This is a genomic window from Protofrankia sp. CiP1_Cm_nod4 (assembly GCF_982290645.1).
The window spans coordinates 22,899-38,131 of sequence record NZ_CEVIVC010000032.1 but is presented as its reverse complement, the minus strand read 5'-3'; the positions used below and the strand labels follow the sequence as shown (position 1 = coordinate 38,131).

Here is a 15,233-nt window from a genome sequence, read left to right as displayed (position 1 = left end):
GACCGGGCGGGATCGGGCCGGACGGTATCGAGTAGTGTTTGCGACGTTGCCGCTGGTCGGTCCACGCGGGTCCGCTCCGCGTCCGGCCGTGTGCGGCATTGTCCCTCCTGCCACGGAACCCTCCGTGGCCGCCCGAGTCCACAGGAGGTGGGTTCACCCTTGCCACGGCATTACGAACTGATGGTGATCCTCGAGCCGGATCTTGAGGATCGCACGGTGGCGCCGTCCCTCGACCAGTACCTGACCGTCGTCCGCTCCGGCGGCGGCGTGGTGGAGAAGGTCGACGTCTGGGGCCGCCGCCGGCTCGCCTACGAGATCCGCAAGAGTTTCGAGGGCATTTACGCCATTATCGACCTGCACGCCGAGCCGGACGTCGTCGCCGAACTCGACCGTCAACTCGTCCTCAACGAATCGGTGATCCGTACCAAGGTGATCCGGCTGCCCGAGAAGAAGCCGCGGCGGCGGGCCGCGGCCTGAAGGGAGCGGCCCCATGGCCGGTGAGACAGTCATCACGGTGGTCGGGAACCTGACGAACGATCCCGAGCTCCGTTTCACGCCCAACGGCGCGGCCGTCGCCAGCTTCACCGTCGCCTCGACCCCGCGCACCCTCGACCGGGCCACCAACGAGTGGAAGGACGGGGACGCGCTGTTCCTGCGCTGCTCCATCTGGCGGCAGGCCGCCGAGCATGTCGCGGAGTCGTTGCAGAAGGGCGCCCGGGTCATCGTCCAGGGCCGGCTCAAGCAGCGGTCGTTCGAGACCCGCGAGGGCGAGAAGCGGACCGTGGTCGAGCTGGACGTCGACGAGATCGGCCCGTCGCTGCGGTACGCCACCGCCAAGGTCGTCAAGGCCGGTCGTGGCGGTGGCCCTGCCGGCGGCGGATACGGTGGGCAGCCTGGCGGATACGGTGGGCCGCCGGCGTCCGGAGGGCCGCCCGCGGGCGGTGGCTACGGCGGGCCGTCCGGTGGCGGCTCGGGGTACGGCGGCGGGCCTGCCGACGACCCGTGGTCGGCGTCGCCCGGCGGCTACTCCGAGGAGCCCCCGTTCTGATCCGGCCGATCCCCAGCAGCGCCTGACCGGGGCCGAGCCCACCGGCGTCGGGCCGAGGCCCTGACGCCGGGACGAAGCCATGACATAGGAGTGCACGATGGCCAAGGCGGCCGTGCGCAAGCCGAAGAAGAAGGTTTGCGTGTTCTGCAAGGACAAGACCGACTACATCGACTACAAGGACACCTCGCTGCTGCGGAAGTTCATCTCCGACCGTGGCAAGATCCGCGCTCGGCGGGTGACCGGCAACTGCAGCCAGCACCAGCGTGACATCGCGATCGCGGTGAAGAACAGCCGGGAGATGGCCCTGCTGCCCTACACCTCGACGGCCCGCTGAGGAGGATGACGATGAAGCTCATCCTCACCCATGAGGTGCCCGGCCTCGGCAGCCCGGGTGACACGGTCCAGGTCGCTGCGGGGTACGGGCGCAACTACCTCATTCCCCGCCGGTACGCGATCGTGGCCACCCGGGGCGCCGAGAAGCAGATCGAGCAGATCCGTCGGGCCCGGTCGGCCCGGGAGATACGCGATCTCGGGCAGGCGAAGGAGATCGCCGGCCAGCTCGCTACCCTGCCGATCCGGCTGGTCAGCCGGGCGGGCAAGGAGGGCCGGCTGTTCGGTTCGGTGACAGCGGCGGACGTGGTGGCGGCCGTGGCCGCCGCCGGCGGCCCGGACCTGGACCGTCGACGGGTCGAGCTGCCCTCGCCGATCAAGGCGCTCGGGTCCCACACCGTGTCGGTGCATCTGCACCAGGAGGTCGTGGCGACCGTCAAGCTGGACGTCGTCTCCGCCTGATGACCGCCCGCCCGCGGCCGGCGCCCTGACGGGGCGGGCACGGGCAAAGGCCACGCGATGATCTCTGTCGCGTGGCCTTTGCCTTGGGCGCGCACGCTCCTGCTGGGCCGGCCGATGCCGGCGTCGCGGTCACCCGTTGTGCTTCCTGGGCGGCTGACCGTCAGGCGGCTGGACGTCAGGCGGCTGGACGTGCGGAGGCCGGTTCGGGGGTCCGCGTACGATTCGTCGTCGAATTTCTTCCATCCACAGGGGATGGACGGTGATGACGCCCTTCCTGCGCTGATAGCAGCACAGTCGACGCCGGCGCCGACTGGTTGTCCACAGCCCCGACGGGCTTGTCCCAGCGATTTCCCCAGCCTTTCCGGGGTTGTACACAAAGTTATCCACAGAGCCTGTGGATAACTTTTTGGCTGCCGGCCGGGCCCGCTCATACAGTCGACGCCCGGTGGAGTGCTCGACGAGACACCTCTCGAGGATTGACGGGGCCACCACCGTAGGCGAACATATGTTCGACTACGGTGTGGTGTGGAACTGTACCGCGCGGGACGGCACTGCGCGGGACCGTACTGCGCGGGACTGTGACGCGCGGGAGAGGGGCAGGCATGACGGGGGCCACGATCATGACGGGGTCACGGCCATGACGCTGACCGATGTCGACCGCGCCCGGGCCGCTTCCGGCGGGCCGGTCGAGCTCGACCGCACGCCGCCGCATGATCTGGCCGCCGAGCAGAGCGCGCTGGGCGGCATGATGCTGTCGAAGGACGCGATCGCCGACGTCGTCGAGGTGCTCTCCGCGAGCGACTTCTACCGCCCCGCGCACAGCACGGTCTACGGCGTCATCGGCGATCTCTACGGCCGTGGCGAGCCGGCTGACGTGATCAGCGTCGCCGCCGAGCTCGCCCGACGGGACCTGCTCGAGCGCGTCGGCGGGCCGGGCTACCTGCACACCCTCATCTCCAGCGTCCCGACCGCGGCGAACGCCGGCTACTACGCCCGCATCGTCGCGGAGAAGGCTGTTCTGCGCCGTCTCGCCGAGGCGGGCACCCGCATCGTCCAGCTCGCCTACGGCCCCGCCCAGGACGTGGACGAGGTGGTCGACCGCGCGCAGGCCGCCGTCTACGAGGTCACCGAACGCCGCTCGAGTGAGGACTACGCGCCCCTCGGCGACCTGCTCAACCCCGCGCTGGAGGAGATCGAGGCGATCGCGGGGCACGACGGCGCGCTGACCGGCGTCCCCACCGGCTTCAACGATCTCGACGAGCTGACCAACGGTCTCCACGGCGGCCAACTGTGGATCATTGCGGCCAGGCCCGCCGTCGGCAAGAGCACACTCGGGCTGGACCTCGCCCGGTCCGCGTCGATCCGTAACGGCATGACGTCCGTGATCTTCTCGCTGGAGATGAGCCGGATGGAGATCACCATGCGGCTGCTGTCGGCGGAGGCGCGGGTGTCCCTGCAGAACATCCGCACCGGCCGGCTCACCGATGACGACTGGGCCCGCCTGGCCCGCCGGATGGGCGAGGTCGCCGACGCGCCCCTGTTCATCGACGACAGCCCGCACCTGACCATGATGGAGATCCGGGCGAAGGCCCGCCGCCTGAAGCAGCGCAACGGCCTGCGGATGATCGTCCTCGACTACCTCCAGCTGATGTCCTCGCCGAAGCGCACCGAGAGCCGCCAGCAGGAGGTCAGCGAGATATCGCGCTCGCTCAAGCTGCTCGCCAAGGAGCTCGACATCCCGGTGGTGGCGATCTCCCAGCTCAACCGTGCCTCGGAGCAGCGCGCGGACAAACGCCCGCAGATCTCCGACCTGCGCGAGTCCGGCTCCCTGGAGCAGGACGCGGACGCCGTGATCCTGCTGTACCGGGAGGACGCCGTGGAGAAGGAGTCGGCCCGCGCCGGCGAGGCCGACCTGATCGTCGCCAAGCACCGCAACGGCCCGACCGGCACCGTCACCGTCACTTTCCAGGGCCACTACTCCCGCTTCATGGACATGGCCGGCTGACCCGAACAGCCAGCTGACCCGAACAGCGCGACGCTCCACACCACCGATCAGTTCAAGATCTCCAGTCGCCGCTCCACCCTCCCGTATCGACCCGCCCCTACCGGCCTCGCAGGTGATCGACATCAAAACATGCAGGTGATCGGCATCGAAGGACGCAGGTGATCGGCACTGAAGCGTGCAGGTGATCGGCATTCAAGGCTGCGGGAAATCGGTACCCTGAGATCATGGATGCTGCCGGCTACGTCCCGCGGATGGTGGACTCCCTGCTCTCGGAGCTGGTGACGCAGCTACCGGCGTTGCTGATGGTGGGCCCCCGCGCGACCGGCAAGACAACCACCGCGCGTCGGCTGGCCCGCTCCACCGTCCGTCTCGACCGTCCAGTCGAGGCCGCTGCCTTCCGTGCCGATCCGGACACGGCGCTGCGTGCGCTGCCCGAGCCGGTCCTGCTCGATGAATGGCAGGAGGTCCCCGATGTCCTCGGCGCGGTGAAGAGAGCGGTCGACGACGACCCCCGGCCGGGCCGCTTCCTGCTGACCGGCAGCGTCATGGCCGACCTGGAGACCCGGACCTGGCCGGGTACCGGGCGTGTGATCCGGCTGCCCCTCTACGGGCTCACAGTAAGGGAGGCCGATCGGCGCTCGCCCGGGACACTGTTCATCGATCGTCTGGCCACCGCCGAACTCGACGCGCTCACCGTGCCCGCGGACCCGCCAGATCTTCTTGGCTACATCGAGCTCGCCCTACGCGGCGGTTTCCCGGACACCGTCCTTCGCCTGAGCGGTCTGGCCAGGCGCGCCTGGCTGACCGGCTACCTCGACCAGTTGGTCACCCGCGATGCCCAGCACGTCGAGTCCCGCCGCGACCCCGACCGGCTCCGCCGCTATGTCGAGGCCCTCGCGCTCACCACCGCCGCCGTCACGACCGACGAGACCATCGTGCGCGCCGCAAACCTGGACCGGCGGACCGTCGTCGCCTACGAGCGGCTCATGACCAATCTCTTCGTTCTCGACCAGATACCGGCATGGTCCACCCAGCGGCTACAGCGCCTGGTCAAGAGGCCCAAGCGCTACCTCGTGGACTCGTCACTGCTCGGTGCCGCGCTGCGGGCCACGCCACGCGCGGTCCTGCGCGACGGCCACCTGCTCGGGCGCGTCATCGACACGTTCGTCGTCGCGCAGATCCGTCCCGAACTGGCCCTCAGCCCACTGGAGCCCAGGCTCTATCACCTGCGCCAGGAGGACGGCCGTCGCGAGATCGACCTGCTGATCGAGCTCGGCGGCGACCAGGTCATCGCACTGGAGATCAAAGCCACCGCGGCGCCGAGCACGTCCGACGCCCGCCACCTCGTCTGGCTACGCGACCAGCTCGAAGAGCGCTTCGTCGCCGGAGCCGTCCTGCATACCGGCCCCCGCGCGTTCCGCATCGACGACCGCGTCTTCGCCCTGCCGATCAGCACCCTCTGGGGCTGACAGCCACCTCACGGAGAGAACCGGTGCTCGTAGCGGCGCTGTCCGCATCCGCCGGTTGGCTTCCTCCGGTTCGTTGTCCGCGGCAGCGGCGATGCCGGCGGCGGTCGCGGACAGACCAGCGCCACTTCCGTTCGGTGCCAGCCGCGGGGCAAGGTAGTAGTCCATCATCCAGCAGCCGATTCCTGGTGGATCCACCATTGGAGGGCTTCCTCGGCGCCGAGGGTGTCGCGGTGACGAGGGCCGAGGATCCGGCGGCGTCTGGCCAGAATGTCCTCGCCAAGGGCGCGGGCATCCTGATATCGGCCGAGTCTGCCCAGATAGACGACGAGGTTGTAGGCCGAGGTGAGGGTGTCGGGGTGGTCGGGCCCGAGGACACGACGGCGTCGGGTAAGTGGGCTTCGCCCAGCACGGCCTTGCCACCGGGCTCGCGGCGGTTGCCCTGCCGGGCCCGGGGCGTGTGGTCAGCGTTGTTCGGAGAGGATCTGGTCGATGTAGGCGCGGCGGTGGCGGTCGAGGATCGGGTTGATGTCGGTGGTCGCCTTGCTCTCGAGCTCAGCGAAGATCCGGAGAAGAACCCGGACGGTTTCGGGCTTCTTGTGCGACACCACGGACAGTATCGCCTCGGTGAGCGCGCGGTTCTCGTCCAGTATTTCTATGCTGCTGGACGGCGGCACCACGAGCTCGGTCCCGTTGGGGACCAGAGCGATGGTGATGTTCGGCCGGCTGTCCGCGAGATCCCGGATGCGGTCGATTTGGGCGATCATGGCCGCGGGTGCCGCCACCGGATAGGCGAGTACCGACTCCAGCAGCACGAAGTAGAAGGTCCGCCGTTCGTCGTAGAGGATGCGCTGCCGTTCCATCCGCAGGGCGACCGCCTGGGCGCCCTCGGCGAGGTAGTCGATGTCGAACAGCTCGCAGAAACGCAGGATGATCGCCTGTGCGTACTCGCTCGTCTGCAACAGGCCGGGCACGAGGGTCGGCTGGAAGAAGCGGACGACCTGGGCGGCGGACTCGTGCTCAAGGTACTGGGGCTGGAAGCGGCCGATGTAGGGGCTGGGGTCGATGACCGGGTCCGCGCCGGACACAAGGCGTTCGGCGGCCTGCCGGAACTGCGACACCACAGGCTCCGGCTCGTTGAGGGCACGCACGATTGCCTCGACGTCGTCAGGGCCGGGTGTGACCGCGCCGGTCTCTATCCGGGAGATTTTGGACTGGCTCATCCCGGTCCGGCCGGCGAGCTCCTGGCCGCTGAGCCGGTGCCGGTGCCGCAGGGCCGCGAGTTCGGCTCCCAGCTGCGCCCCGGCCGCTCGGCCTGACGCGTCGTCGTCCGGGAGGTTCCTCATGCCATACCCTTCCGAGTTGGTCCGGAGATCCGAGCGGCCCAGCTCCCTGGCTGGCCGGAATGACAGCGGCGCGGTGACGGGTGATGTTCGCGCCGCCGCGGCGGCTCGTGCGCGGGTTCGTCGTGTGCGGGGTTCCTTCAGGCCGTGTGGGTGAGCTGGCCGGGGGCCGGTCAGGCCTGGAGCGCCTGGGCGGCCTGGCGCAGGAGCGCGACCGGGATGCGGACCATGGACTCGCCGTCCGGCATGTTGTGACCGGAGTTGACCACGTATCCCTGTACCAGGACGGTATCGGGGCCCTCCTGGTAGACGGTTGGACAACTTCCCGAATAGTCGCAGGATGTAGCAATGACTATACCTGGCGTGCTGGTGCTCACGGTGGCTCCTGGTCGCGATGAAGGGCAGGGCGGAACGGCCCGGTGTCCGGCGGGTCATGGTCGGCGCGATCGTGTTTTCGCGCCGGGGCTGCGGGAACAGAGCCCGCAAGGCCCGCGGGGCCGGGCTCCCGACTCCCGGGGTCGCGGAGGCCCTACTCATCTTCCTCCGGACGCCGGCGGGTCGTCTATGCTCGTCGAGTCGTCGGCTATGCGGGTGGGCTGGCCGACTGGAGCATCGACGAATGGCTCGCCTCTTGTGGGGGCTGACCAGCATCCTAGCCGGCCTGCTGGGCTGGTTGCCCGACTGGGCTCCGGTCCGGGAGCGGGCGCGTGGGAGCGGCGAATCATCAAGATCATTTATCCATCCGCCCTTGTGGGTGGGTGGATTATGAATTGTTCGATCTTCATGAATAGTTCTTGCGTTACCACAGTTTGGTCTGCATAGTGGAGGCATCTCGCCGCAGCGAGGCGGCCCCTCCTTCTCAGGGATGTGGCGCTATGAGGCAGAGTCCGCGAACCGCGAGACCGATGCCCTGGCCTGATCAGGTGTCGGTTCGCGGGTTCATCCGAGGGCCGCCGGGCGCTGGGCCACTCCTGATTATGCGTATGGCATGAGGACGCTCCGGCGCGTCCCGGTGGGCGGATTCACCTGATCTCAGGGGTGGGCCGCTCTTCGTCGTCTCCGGGCTTTCCAGGCCCTCGGGCGGGCGGGGTGAACCATACTCGCGCGCTCTTCGGCCAGCGCCCGCGCGGACCGGGGCGGCGGTCCATGCGATCCCGGATCCCGCGGCCGCGCAAGACGATTCCTGAGAGTCCTGAGATTCCTGAGAGACACGGGAGAGATGTGGAAAGGTAGCAATGAGCATCTATTCGGAAACAACGACCATGTCGGGCAGCTCGCCCGGCGCGGTCGGCGGGAGGGTGTTGGCGCACCCGCCCGCCGAACCGGACCAGTCTGACCCGCACCCCGGTTGGCCCCGGTGGGAGAACGGACCGTCCTCGACAATAGTCCTTCTCCCGCGTCCGCTGTTCCAGACAGGTAACCGCTTGGTATCCAGCTTCCGGATCCACGTTGTCGACCAGCCCCGGCGGGAGGAGCGATGACCACCCAGGTGTCCGCCGCGGCAGTGGCGCTGGCGGACGGCAGCCAGTCGATCACACTACCGTCCACGAACGCGATGATCATGATTGGCGTGGTGCTCAGCGGGATCGCGCTCGTCAGCGGCCGGCTGCTGGTCGCGGCCGTCCTCGCGGTCGTGACGGTGGGTATCGCAGGCCTTGCCTCCATCGCCGCCACGGTGTCCGGGCCGGACGATGTCACGCGGAGCGTGACAGCCAGCATCGCCATGCTGGTCGGCCCGCGGCTGCTACGGGGCAGCGCGGCGCTGGTTCCAGCAGGTGACAAGCGTCGGCCCGGCTGGCGCCGGCTCCGCCGGCAGCGGCCGGATTCGGTGCCGGCCGGACAGCCCGCCCACCCCGCCGAGGAGAACTCCGGCCACTCGCGGGAGAACTCCGGCCACCCGCGGGAGAACTCCGGCCATCCCAGGGGGGAAAAGCAGGTCGTGAGAAAGGATGCCTGAACATAGAAGCGGCTCTCCTTTCCGTCCGGGGCCGGGCAGGGCCTGGCCCCGGACGGAAAGCGTGGGCGGGGGACGGCGGGCTACCCGCCCGCGCCTTCCGTCCGCGTCTTTTCTGTTTTCCGGGGATCGGGCGACCGGGCGACCGGGATTCGGGCGACCGGAGCGCTCGGGCCGGACCCGCGCATGCCAGACTTGGGCCATGACCGCTGCCGAGGACGGCGCCCAGGGCTCGCCGGTGCTGGAAGTCGCCCGTTTCGACGTCGTGCCCGGCCAGGAGGAGGCGTTCGCCGACGCCTACCGCCGCGTCGTTACCGAGATCACCACCTGCCCCGGCTGCCGGTCGGCGCGGCTGGCCCGCGGGGTGGAGACGCCGTCCCGGTTCGTCCTGTTCGTCGAATGGGAGAACCTGGACGCGCACCTGGTGACCTTCCGCACCTCCGACCGGTTCACCCGTTGGCGGGCGGCGCTGGGTCCCTTCTTCGCGCAGCCGCCGAGCGTGGAGCACGTGACCGAGCTGTCGTGAGCACCTTCGCCAGCTATTTCTTCTTCGCGCCGGTGTTCGCGGTCGTCTTCGGCTTTCTGGGCTGGATGGTCCCGGCGCTGCTCTTCCGTGGCGCGGTCGCGCGCCGCCGGGTCGGCGTCCAGACCCTTTTCCGGACGGGATACGCGATCATCACCGTCGTCAGCCTGTTCCTGCTCGTGCTCGGGACGCGGACGAGCCAGCGGGTCCAGCACTCCGACGGGACCGTCGGGTACGTGACCGGCCCTCGCGACCACGATGTGGCCCCGCTGCTGGGCACGGCCGCGTCCTTCGTGGTCGTGTGGCTGGTCCAGCGCCAGTGGCGGCGGTGGCGGCTGCGCCATGGCGGCCCCGGTGGCCCCGGCCGCTTCGGCGGGCTGGGCGGCCGGTGGTGGCCGCGCCGCGGTGGCCCGCGCGGCTTCGAACACGACGAGCGTTAGGCTTGAAGTGGACGGGTGGGGCCCGGCAGGCGGGTTCCGGCGGCTTTCGAGCGGCTTGATGCCTGGCACCTGATGCCCGGTACGGGTGTGCCCGCGGCCCCGGCGTGACCCACGTCCGCGCCGATCGATCGCCGTGAGGACTGCCCGATGCCTGTTCTGCGTTCCCGTACCACCACCCACGGTCGCAACATGGCCGGTGCCCGCGCGCTGTGGCGCGCCACCGGCATGACCGACAGCGACTTCGGCAAGCCGATCGTGGCGATCGCGAACAGCTTCACCGAGTTCGTGCCCGGCCACGTGCACCTGCGCGACCTCGGCCGGATCGTGTCGGACGCGGTCGCCGAGGCCGGCGGCGTGGGCCGGGAGTTCCACACGATCGCGGTCGACGACGGTATCGCCATGGGCCACGGCGGCATGCTCTACTCGCTGCCGTCCCGCGAGATCATCGCCGACAGCGTCGAGTACATGGTGAACGCGCACTGCGCGGACGCGCTCGTCTGCATCTCGAACTGCGACAAGATCACTCCTGGGATGCTGCTGGCCGCCCTGCGGCTGAACATCCCGGCCGTGTTCGTCTCCGGCGGGGCGATGGAGTCCGGCCGGGCGGTCGTCAGCGGCGGGGTGGTCCGCTCGGGGCTGGACCTCATCTCCGCGATCGCGGCCTCCGTCGACCCCGCGGTCGGGGACGCCGAGCTGGACGCGGTGGAACGCTCCGCCTGCCCCACCTGCGGGTCCTGCTCCGGGATGTTCACCGCGAACTCGATGAACTGCCTGACCGAGGCGCTCGGGCTCGCGCTGCCCGGCAACGGCTCCACGCTCGCCACCTCCGCGGCCCGCCGTGACCTGTTCGTCCGCGCCGGGCGCACGGTGGTGGATCTCGCGAAGCGCTGGTACGACAAGGACGACGACACGGTGCTGCCGCGCTCGATCGCGAGCGCCTCGGCCTTCCGCAACGCCTTCGCCGTGGACGTGGCCATGGGTGGCTCGACCAACACCGTGCTGCACCTGCTGGCCGCCGCGGCCGAGGCCGGGGTGGCGGTCACCCTCGACGACATCGACGAGATCTCCCGCACGGTGCCGTGCCTGTGCAAGGTGGCGCCGAGCTCGGACTACCACATGGAGGACGTCCACCGCGCCGGTGGCATCCCGGCCATCCTCGGCGAGCTCGACCGGGCCGGCCTGCTGCGCCACGACGTCCACTCGGTGCACGCCGCGAGCCTGGCGGAGTTCCTCACCCACTGGGACGTCCGCCGGCCGGGCCCGGCACCGGAGGCGGTGGAGCTCTTCCACGCCGCCCCGGGCGGCGTGCGCACGATCGAGCCGTTCTCGTCCACGGCCCGCTGGGAGTCGCTGGACACCGACGCCGCCGCCGGCTGCATCCGCGACGTCGCGCACGCCTATTCCGCCGACGGCGGCCTGGCGGTGCTGCGCGGGTCACTGGCGCCGGACGGCGCCGTGCTCAAGACCGCCGGGGTGGAAGCCGGCCGGCTGACCTTCCGCGGCCCCGCCCTGGTGCTGGAGAGCCAGGAGGAGGCGGTGGAGGCGATCCTGTCGAAGCGGGTCACTCCCGGTGACGTGCTGATCATCCGCTACGAGGGCCCGCGCGGCGGCCCCGGCATGCAGGAGATGCTGTACCCGACGGCCTTCCTCAAGGCCCGCGGGCTCGGCCCGCGGTGCGCGCTGGTCACCGACGGCCGGTTCTCCGGCGGCTCGGCGGGCCTGTCCATCGGCCACGTCTCGCCCGAGGCCGCGCACGGCGGCGCGATCGCGCTCGTCCGCGACGGTGACATCATCGAGATCGACATCCCGGCCCGCCGGCTGGACCTGCTGGTGGACGCCGACGAGCTCGCCGCGCGGCGGGCCGAGGTGGAGGCCGCCGGCGGCTACCGGCCGAAGGAGCGCCAGCGCCCGGTGTCGGCGGCGCTGCGGGCCTACGCGGCGATGGCGACCTCGGCGTCCACCGGTGGCGCCCGCGACGTCTCCCTGGCCGGCGGCTGACCGGGGCTCGCCGCCTGGTCAGCGGGTCCGGCTCGTCGGCCGGGCCCTGCCTGCCGGGCCCGGCCCGCCGAGCCCGGCAGGCGCTGGTCCTTGCCTGCCGGGCCCTGCCGGCCGGAGTTGTCAGGCGGGGACGGCGAGAGCGAGCCCGAAGTCACCGGCGGGGTCGGTCCACCAGCGGACCATGGCCAGGCCCGCCGCGGCGGCCTCGGTGGCCAGGCCGTCCCGGGTGAACTTGGCGCTGATCTCGGTGCGCATCTGCTCGTCCTCGGCGAAGGACACCGACAGGCCCAGCGCGCCGACACGGACCCGCTGGTCGCGGACGGAGCGCAGGCGCATCTCGATCCAGGAGTTCGCCGCGTCCCACCGGGCCACATGGGCGAACCCGCGCGGGTCGAAGTCGGCGTCGAGTTCGTGATTGATGACCGACAGGACGTTGCGGTTGAACGCGGCCGTGACGCCGGCGCTGTCGTCGTAGGCGGCCACCAGCCGGGCTGGATCCTTGACCAGGTCGCAGCCCAGCAGCAGCATGTCGTCACTTTTCAGGTGGGCACGCATGCTGGTGAGGAATGTGTGCCGGGCCGCGGGCGCGAGATTGCCGATCGTCCCGCCGAGAAACGCGACCAGGCGGCGGCTGGCGTCGGGCAGCAGGTGGAGATGACGTTCGAAATCGCCGACGATCGCGTGCACGCTCACCGCCGGGTATTCCTGCCGGATCGCGGCCGCGGCCTGGGAGAGCACGGAGTCGTCCACGTCGAACGGGACGAACCCGCGCAGGTAGCCGCCGCGCTGGAGGGCGTCGAGCAGCAGGCGGGTCTTGGCGGAGGTCCCGGAGCCGAGCTCGACGAGGGTGTCCGCCCGTGACATCACGGCGATCTCGCGGACGTGGCTGGCCAGAATCGCCCGTTCGGCCCGGGTGGGATAGTACTCGGGCAACCGGGTGATGGCGTCGAAGAGCATGCTCCCGTTGGCATCGTAGAACCACTTGGGTGGTAGTTCCTTCGGATTCGACGTGAGCCCGGTGCCGACGTCCCTGGTCAGTGCCGTGGTCCGGTCGGACGCGGTGAGATGCCGATCGAAGACGATTTTCGGGTCGAGATCGCCCCTGGCGGAACCGACATTGGTGAGACCGGTGCTGGACGCTGTCATGAGCTGTAACCTCCGGGAGCGTTAATGCAACCGAGAGTAGCTGAATCTCAGGTCAAATTACTGACGATGACATTGCGTGTGTCAGCTACGAGCAATTGATGATCATCGAGATCGATCCATCCGTCTCCGTCATCGCTGGGTTCGCTGGCCACCTCGACTCCGCCGCCGGACTCCATATCGCTCTCTGTGCTGGCCTCGATGCCGATTCCGGTGTTCTCGCGGCCGGACACGCGGTACGACAGGGTTTCACCCCAGGTTGTCGCCACTATTTGCGATCCGTCGGTTACCAAAAGATTGAGACGGGCCGCGCCGTCCCTCCTGCCCGCCGCGACGACGACCTCCGCGACGGCGTCCGCGAGACGCGCGCCCGCGGCCAGCCGCTGCCACACCACGGCCGCCAGCAGCGCGGAGTCACAGCGCGAGTCGGGCACCGGCGCTCCCCGCGCGCCCCGCAGCAGGCCCAGCGGCACCGTGAGATCCACCCGTCCGTTGTGGCTGAGCAGGTACCGCCCATCGGTGTACGGCGCGGTCGCGGTCTCCTCGACGGGCATGCCGACGGTGGCGTTGCGGACCGCGGCCAGCACGCAGCCCGAACTGATCACGCCGGCGAGGGACGCGAACGAGGCGTCGGTCCAGATCGGGACGGCGCGGCGGTAGCGGGCCGGCTCCGTGCGAATCTCAGGGGCGTACCATCCGGCGCCGAAGCCGTCGGCGTTGATCCGGCCGTGCAGCATCCGCCGCGGCTCCCAGGCCTGGCGCAGCAGGCCGTGCGGAGGATCATGCAGGAGCGAGGCCAGTGTCCGTGGTGTCCCCAGCCACGCCATGTGACGACACAACCGGAATCATCCTTCTTCCCTCAGTATCGGGCTCTTTGCTCGTCATCGTCGGTGACCAGCTTCGATGGTTAGCTTCGATGGCCGGGTTCGGTAGCCGGGTTCGATGACCGGATCTGGTGGCCAGGGTGCGCGGGAGGCGCGGCCGCACCTCCCGCGGCCTGCTGGCTTCCACGGTGGCGCGGTTTGTCAGGCGTCGCGCGCGAGCCGGAAGCCGGCGAAGATCTGCCGGCGGATCGGGTGGTCCCAGTTACGGAAAGTAGCCCTAGCGGTGCTGTGATGCGTCGCCCAGGAGCCACCGCGCAGCACCTTGAACCCGGCGTACTCGGTGACATCGACCGCCCCGACCGCCCCGACCGCCCCAGCGGCACCGTTCGCCCCGGCGTGCCCGGCCGCCCCGGCGGGCGGCTCTTCGCCGGCGCCGGCCGCGGGTGGGAAGAACACCTCGCTGTACTCGCGGTAGGGGAACGACCGGAAACCCGGGTAGCCCACGAAATCCCCGGCCGTCCACTCCCACACGTCACCGATCATCTGCTCGACGCCGTACGCGCTCGCGCCGGCCGGGTACGCCCCCAGCGGTGCGGGGCGGGTGGCCGCCTGGCCCAGGTTGGCCCGCCGCGGCGTCGGCTCGCTGTCCCCCCAGGGAAAACGTCGCGAACGCCCGGTGACGGGATCGTGCGCGCACGCCTTCTCCCACTCGGCCTCGGTGGGCAGCCGCCGGCCCGCCCAGCGCGCGTGCGCCTGCGCCTCGTACCAGCAGACATGCTGGACGGGCTCGTCCATCGGGACCGGCTCGTCCCGGCCGAACCGGCGGTGGATCCAGGTGCCGCCCTCGCGGCGCCAGAACTGTGGGGCGGTCAGGCCCGCCCGGCACCGCCACGCCCAGCCGGCGGCCGGCCACAGGCGTTCGTCGTGATAGCCACCGTCCTCGATGAACGCCGCGTGCGCGGCGTTGGAGACCGGCAGTGTGCCGATGAAGAACGCCGGTACGTACACCCGGTGAGCGGGGCGTTCGTTGTCGTACGCCCAGGACGTGCCGGCGGTGTCGCCGTCGGTGCCCATCGTGAACTCGCCGGCCGGTATCAGGACCTCCGCCGCGGGCACCGGCCGGCCGGGCGGCAGCGTGGCCCGGTCACCGATGACCGGGGCACCCGCGCGGAGCTGGTGGGTGGCGAGCATCGTCTCGTCGTGCTGGTGCTCGTGCTGGACCACCAGCCCGTAGACGAACCCGCCGGCCAGCAGCGCCGCGCGTGAGCCCGGCCCGGGCGCGCCGACCATGTCGGCCATCCGCGGGGACGGCCCGCCGTCGCTGGCCATCCAGGTGGCCGGTGTCAGCAGCGCGTCCGGGCCGAGCCGCGCCAGGACGTCCAGTACGGCGCCGCGCACCTCGTCGAGGTAGGACCTGGCCTGCGCCGGGCCGAGCAGCGGCAGAGCCGGCCGGTCCGCCCGGGGGTGGCGGAACGCGTCGTAGATGTCGTCGATGCCCGGCCGCAGCGGCCGGCTGCCCGCGACCGCCCGCAGCAGCCACGACTCCTCGTAGTTGCCGATGTGGGCGAGGTCCCAGACCAGTGGTGACATCAGTGGCGAGTGCTGGCGCCGCAGGTCGTCGTCGCCGAGATCGGTGTAGGCGAGGCTGCGGGCCCGGCTGTCCGCGAGCGCCCGGACGATCCCGTCGATGGTCGGCT

The 15,233-nt window shown here is 70.4% G+C and carries 15 protein-coding genes and 1 pseudogene; 10 read left to right on the top strand and 6 right to left on the bottom strand.

Annotation, left to right across the window (positions count from 1 at the left end; genetic code table 11):
- Window positions 1-159 precede the first annotated feature (159 nt).
- The 6 genes from rpsF (at window position 160) to AC5LSR_RS08750 (ending at window position 5,314) form a co-directional block, all read left to right on the top strand.
- Complete coding sequence (gene rpsF, locus AC5LSR_RS08775; protein WP_445548589.1) at window positions 160-477, top strand: 30S ribosomal protein S6; 318 nt, start codon at window positions 160-162, stop codon at window positions 475-477.
- Window positions 478-490: 13 nt separating this feature from the next.
- Complete coding sequence (locus AC5LSR_RS08770) at window positions 491-1,048, top strand: single-stranded DNA-binding protein (RefSeq protein WP_250281515.1); 558 nt, start codon at window positions 491-493, stop codon at window positions 1,046-1,048.
- A gap of 97 nt (window positions 1,049-1,145) precedes the next feature.
- Entirely contained in the window at window positions 1,146-1,382 is a 237-nt protein-coding gene (gene rpsR, locus AC5LSR_RS08765; RefSeq protein ID WP_013875613.1) for a 30S ribosomal protein S18, read from the top strand.
- Window positions 1,383-1,393: 11 nt separating this feature from the next.
- Window positions 1,394-1,840 carry a 50S ribosomal protein L9 gene (gene rplI / locus AC5LSR_RS08760; protein ID WP_250281516.1) on the top strand — a complete coding sequence of 149 codons (447 nt, stop codon included), beginning with the start codon at window positions 1,394-1,396 and terminating at the stop codon, window positions 1,838-1,840.
- Window positions 1,841-2,477: 637 nt separating this feature from the next.
- Window positions 2,478-3,845: a replicative DNA helicase gene (gene dnaB / locus AC5LSR_RS08755; RefSeq protein ID WP_250281567.1), complete on the top strand. Its 1,368-nt coding sequence runs from the start codon at window positions 2,478-2,480 to the stop codon at window positions 3,843-3,845.
- A 224-nt stretch (window positions 3,846-4,069) separates the two neighbouring features.
- Window positions 4,070-5,314 (top strand): ATP-binding protein, encoded by a 1,245-nt coding sequence (locus AC5LSR_RS08750; RefSeq protein WP_250281517.1) that lies wholly within the window; start codon window positions 4,070-4,072, stop codon window positions 5,312-5,314.
- Between the two features lie 164 nt (window positions 5,315-5,478).
- Here the strand turns inward: AC5LSR_RS08750 and AC5LSR_RS08745 are convergent.
- The 3 genes and pseudogenes from AC5LSR_RS08745 to AC5LSR_RS08735 all read right to left on the bottom strand — a co-directional run.
- Window positions 5,479-5,706: pseudogene (locus AC5LSR_RS08745) on the bottom strand (tetratricopeptide repeat protein); the annotation flags it as partial.
- Between the two features lie 69 nt (window positions 5,707-5,775).
- The gene (locus tag AC5LSR_RS08740) at window positions 5,776-6,657 is read right to left on the bottom strand and encodes a helix-turn-helix domain-containing protein (protein ID WP_250281519.1); all 882 of its coding nucleotides are present in this window, start codon (window positions 6,655-6,657) and stop codon (window positions 5,776-5,778) included.
- 170 nt (window positions 6,658-6,827) lie between these two features.
- On the bottom strand, window positions 6,828-7,031 hold the full coding sequence (locus AC5LSR_RS08735) for a hypothetical protein (protein ID WP_250281521.1): 204 nt from the start codon (window positions 7,029-7,031) through the stop codon (window positions 6,828-6,830).
- A gap of 1,100 nt (window positions 7,032-8,131) precedes the next feature.
- Here AC5LSR_RS08735 and AC5LSR_RS08730 point away from each other — a divergent pair.
- The 4 genes from AC5LSR_RS08730 (at window position 8,132) to ilvD (ending at window position 11,569) form a co-directional block, all read left to right on the top strand.
- Complete coding sequence (locus tag AC5LSR_RS08730; RefSeq protein WP_250281522.1) at window positions 8,132-8,611, top strand: hypothetical protein; 480 nt, start codon at window positions 8,132-8,134, stop codon at window positions 8,609-8,611.
- A 199-nt stretch (window positions 8,612-8,810) separates the two neighbouring features.
- The gene (locus tag AC5LSR_RS08725) at window positions 8,811-9,134 is read left to right on the top strand and encodes an antibiotic biosynthesis monooxygenase family protein (RefSeq protein WP_250281524.1); all 324 of its coding nucleotides are present in this window, start codon (window positions 8,811-8,813) and stop codon (window positions 9,132-9,134) included.
- Window positions 9,131-9,571, top strand: a complete 441-nt coding sequence (locus AC5LSR_RS08720) for a hypothetical protein (protein ID WP_250281527.1) — start codon at window positions 9,131-9,133, stop codon at window positions 9,569-9,571. Before AC5LSR_RS08725 ends, AC5LSR_RS08720 begins: the two co-directional genes overlap by 4 nt.
- 147 nt (window positions 9,572-9,718) lie before the next feature.
- Window positions 9,719-11,569, top strand: coding sequence for a dihydroxy-acid dehydratase (ilvD, locus tag AC5LSR_RS08715; protein ID WP_250281528.1), 1,851 nt, complete (start codon window positions 9,719-9,721; stop codon window positions 11,567-11,569).
- Window positions 11,570-11,689: 120 nt separating this feature from the next.
- Here ilvD and egtD read toward each other — a convergent pair whose 3' ends face one another.
- The 3 genes from egtD to egtB form a co-directional block, all read right to left on the bottom strand.
- Window positions 11,690-12,715 carry an L-histidine N(alpha)-methyltransferase gene (egtD, locus tag AC5LSR_RS08710; protein ID WP_250281530.1) on the bottom strand — a complete coding sequence of 342 codons (1,026 nt, stop codon included), beginning with the start codon at window positions 12,713-12,715 and terminating at the stop codon, window positions 11,690-11,692.
- Between the two features lie 47 nt (window positions 12,716-12,762).
- Window positions 12,763-13,551, bottom strand: a complete 789-nt coding sequence (gene egtC, locus AC5LSR_RS08705; RefSeq protein WP_250281532.1) for an ergothioneine biosynthesis protein EgtC — start codon at window positions 13,549-13,551, stop codon at window positions 12,763-12,765.
- A 186-nt stretch (window positions 13,552-13,737) separates the two neighbouring features.
- Entirely contained in the window at window positions 13,738-15,225 is a 1,488-nt protein-coding gene (egtB, locus tag AC5LSR_RS08700; protein ID WP_493468340.1) for an ergothioneine biosynthesis protein EgtB, read from the bottom strand.
- Between the last annotated feature and the right edge of the window lie 8 nt (window positions 15,226-15,233).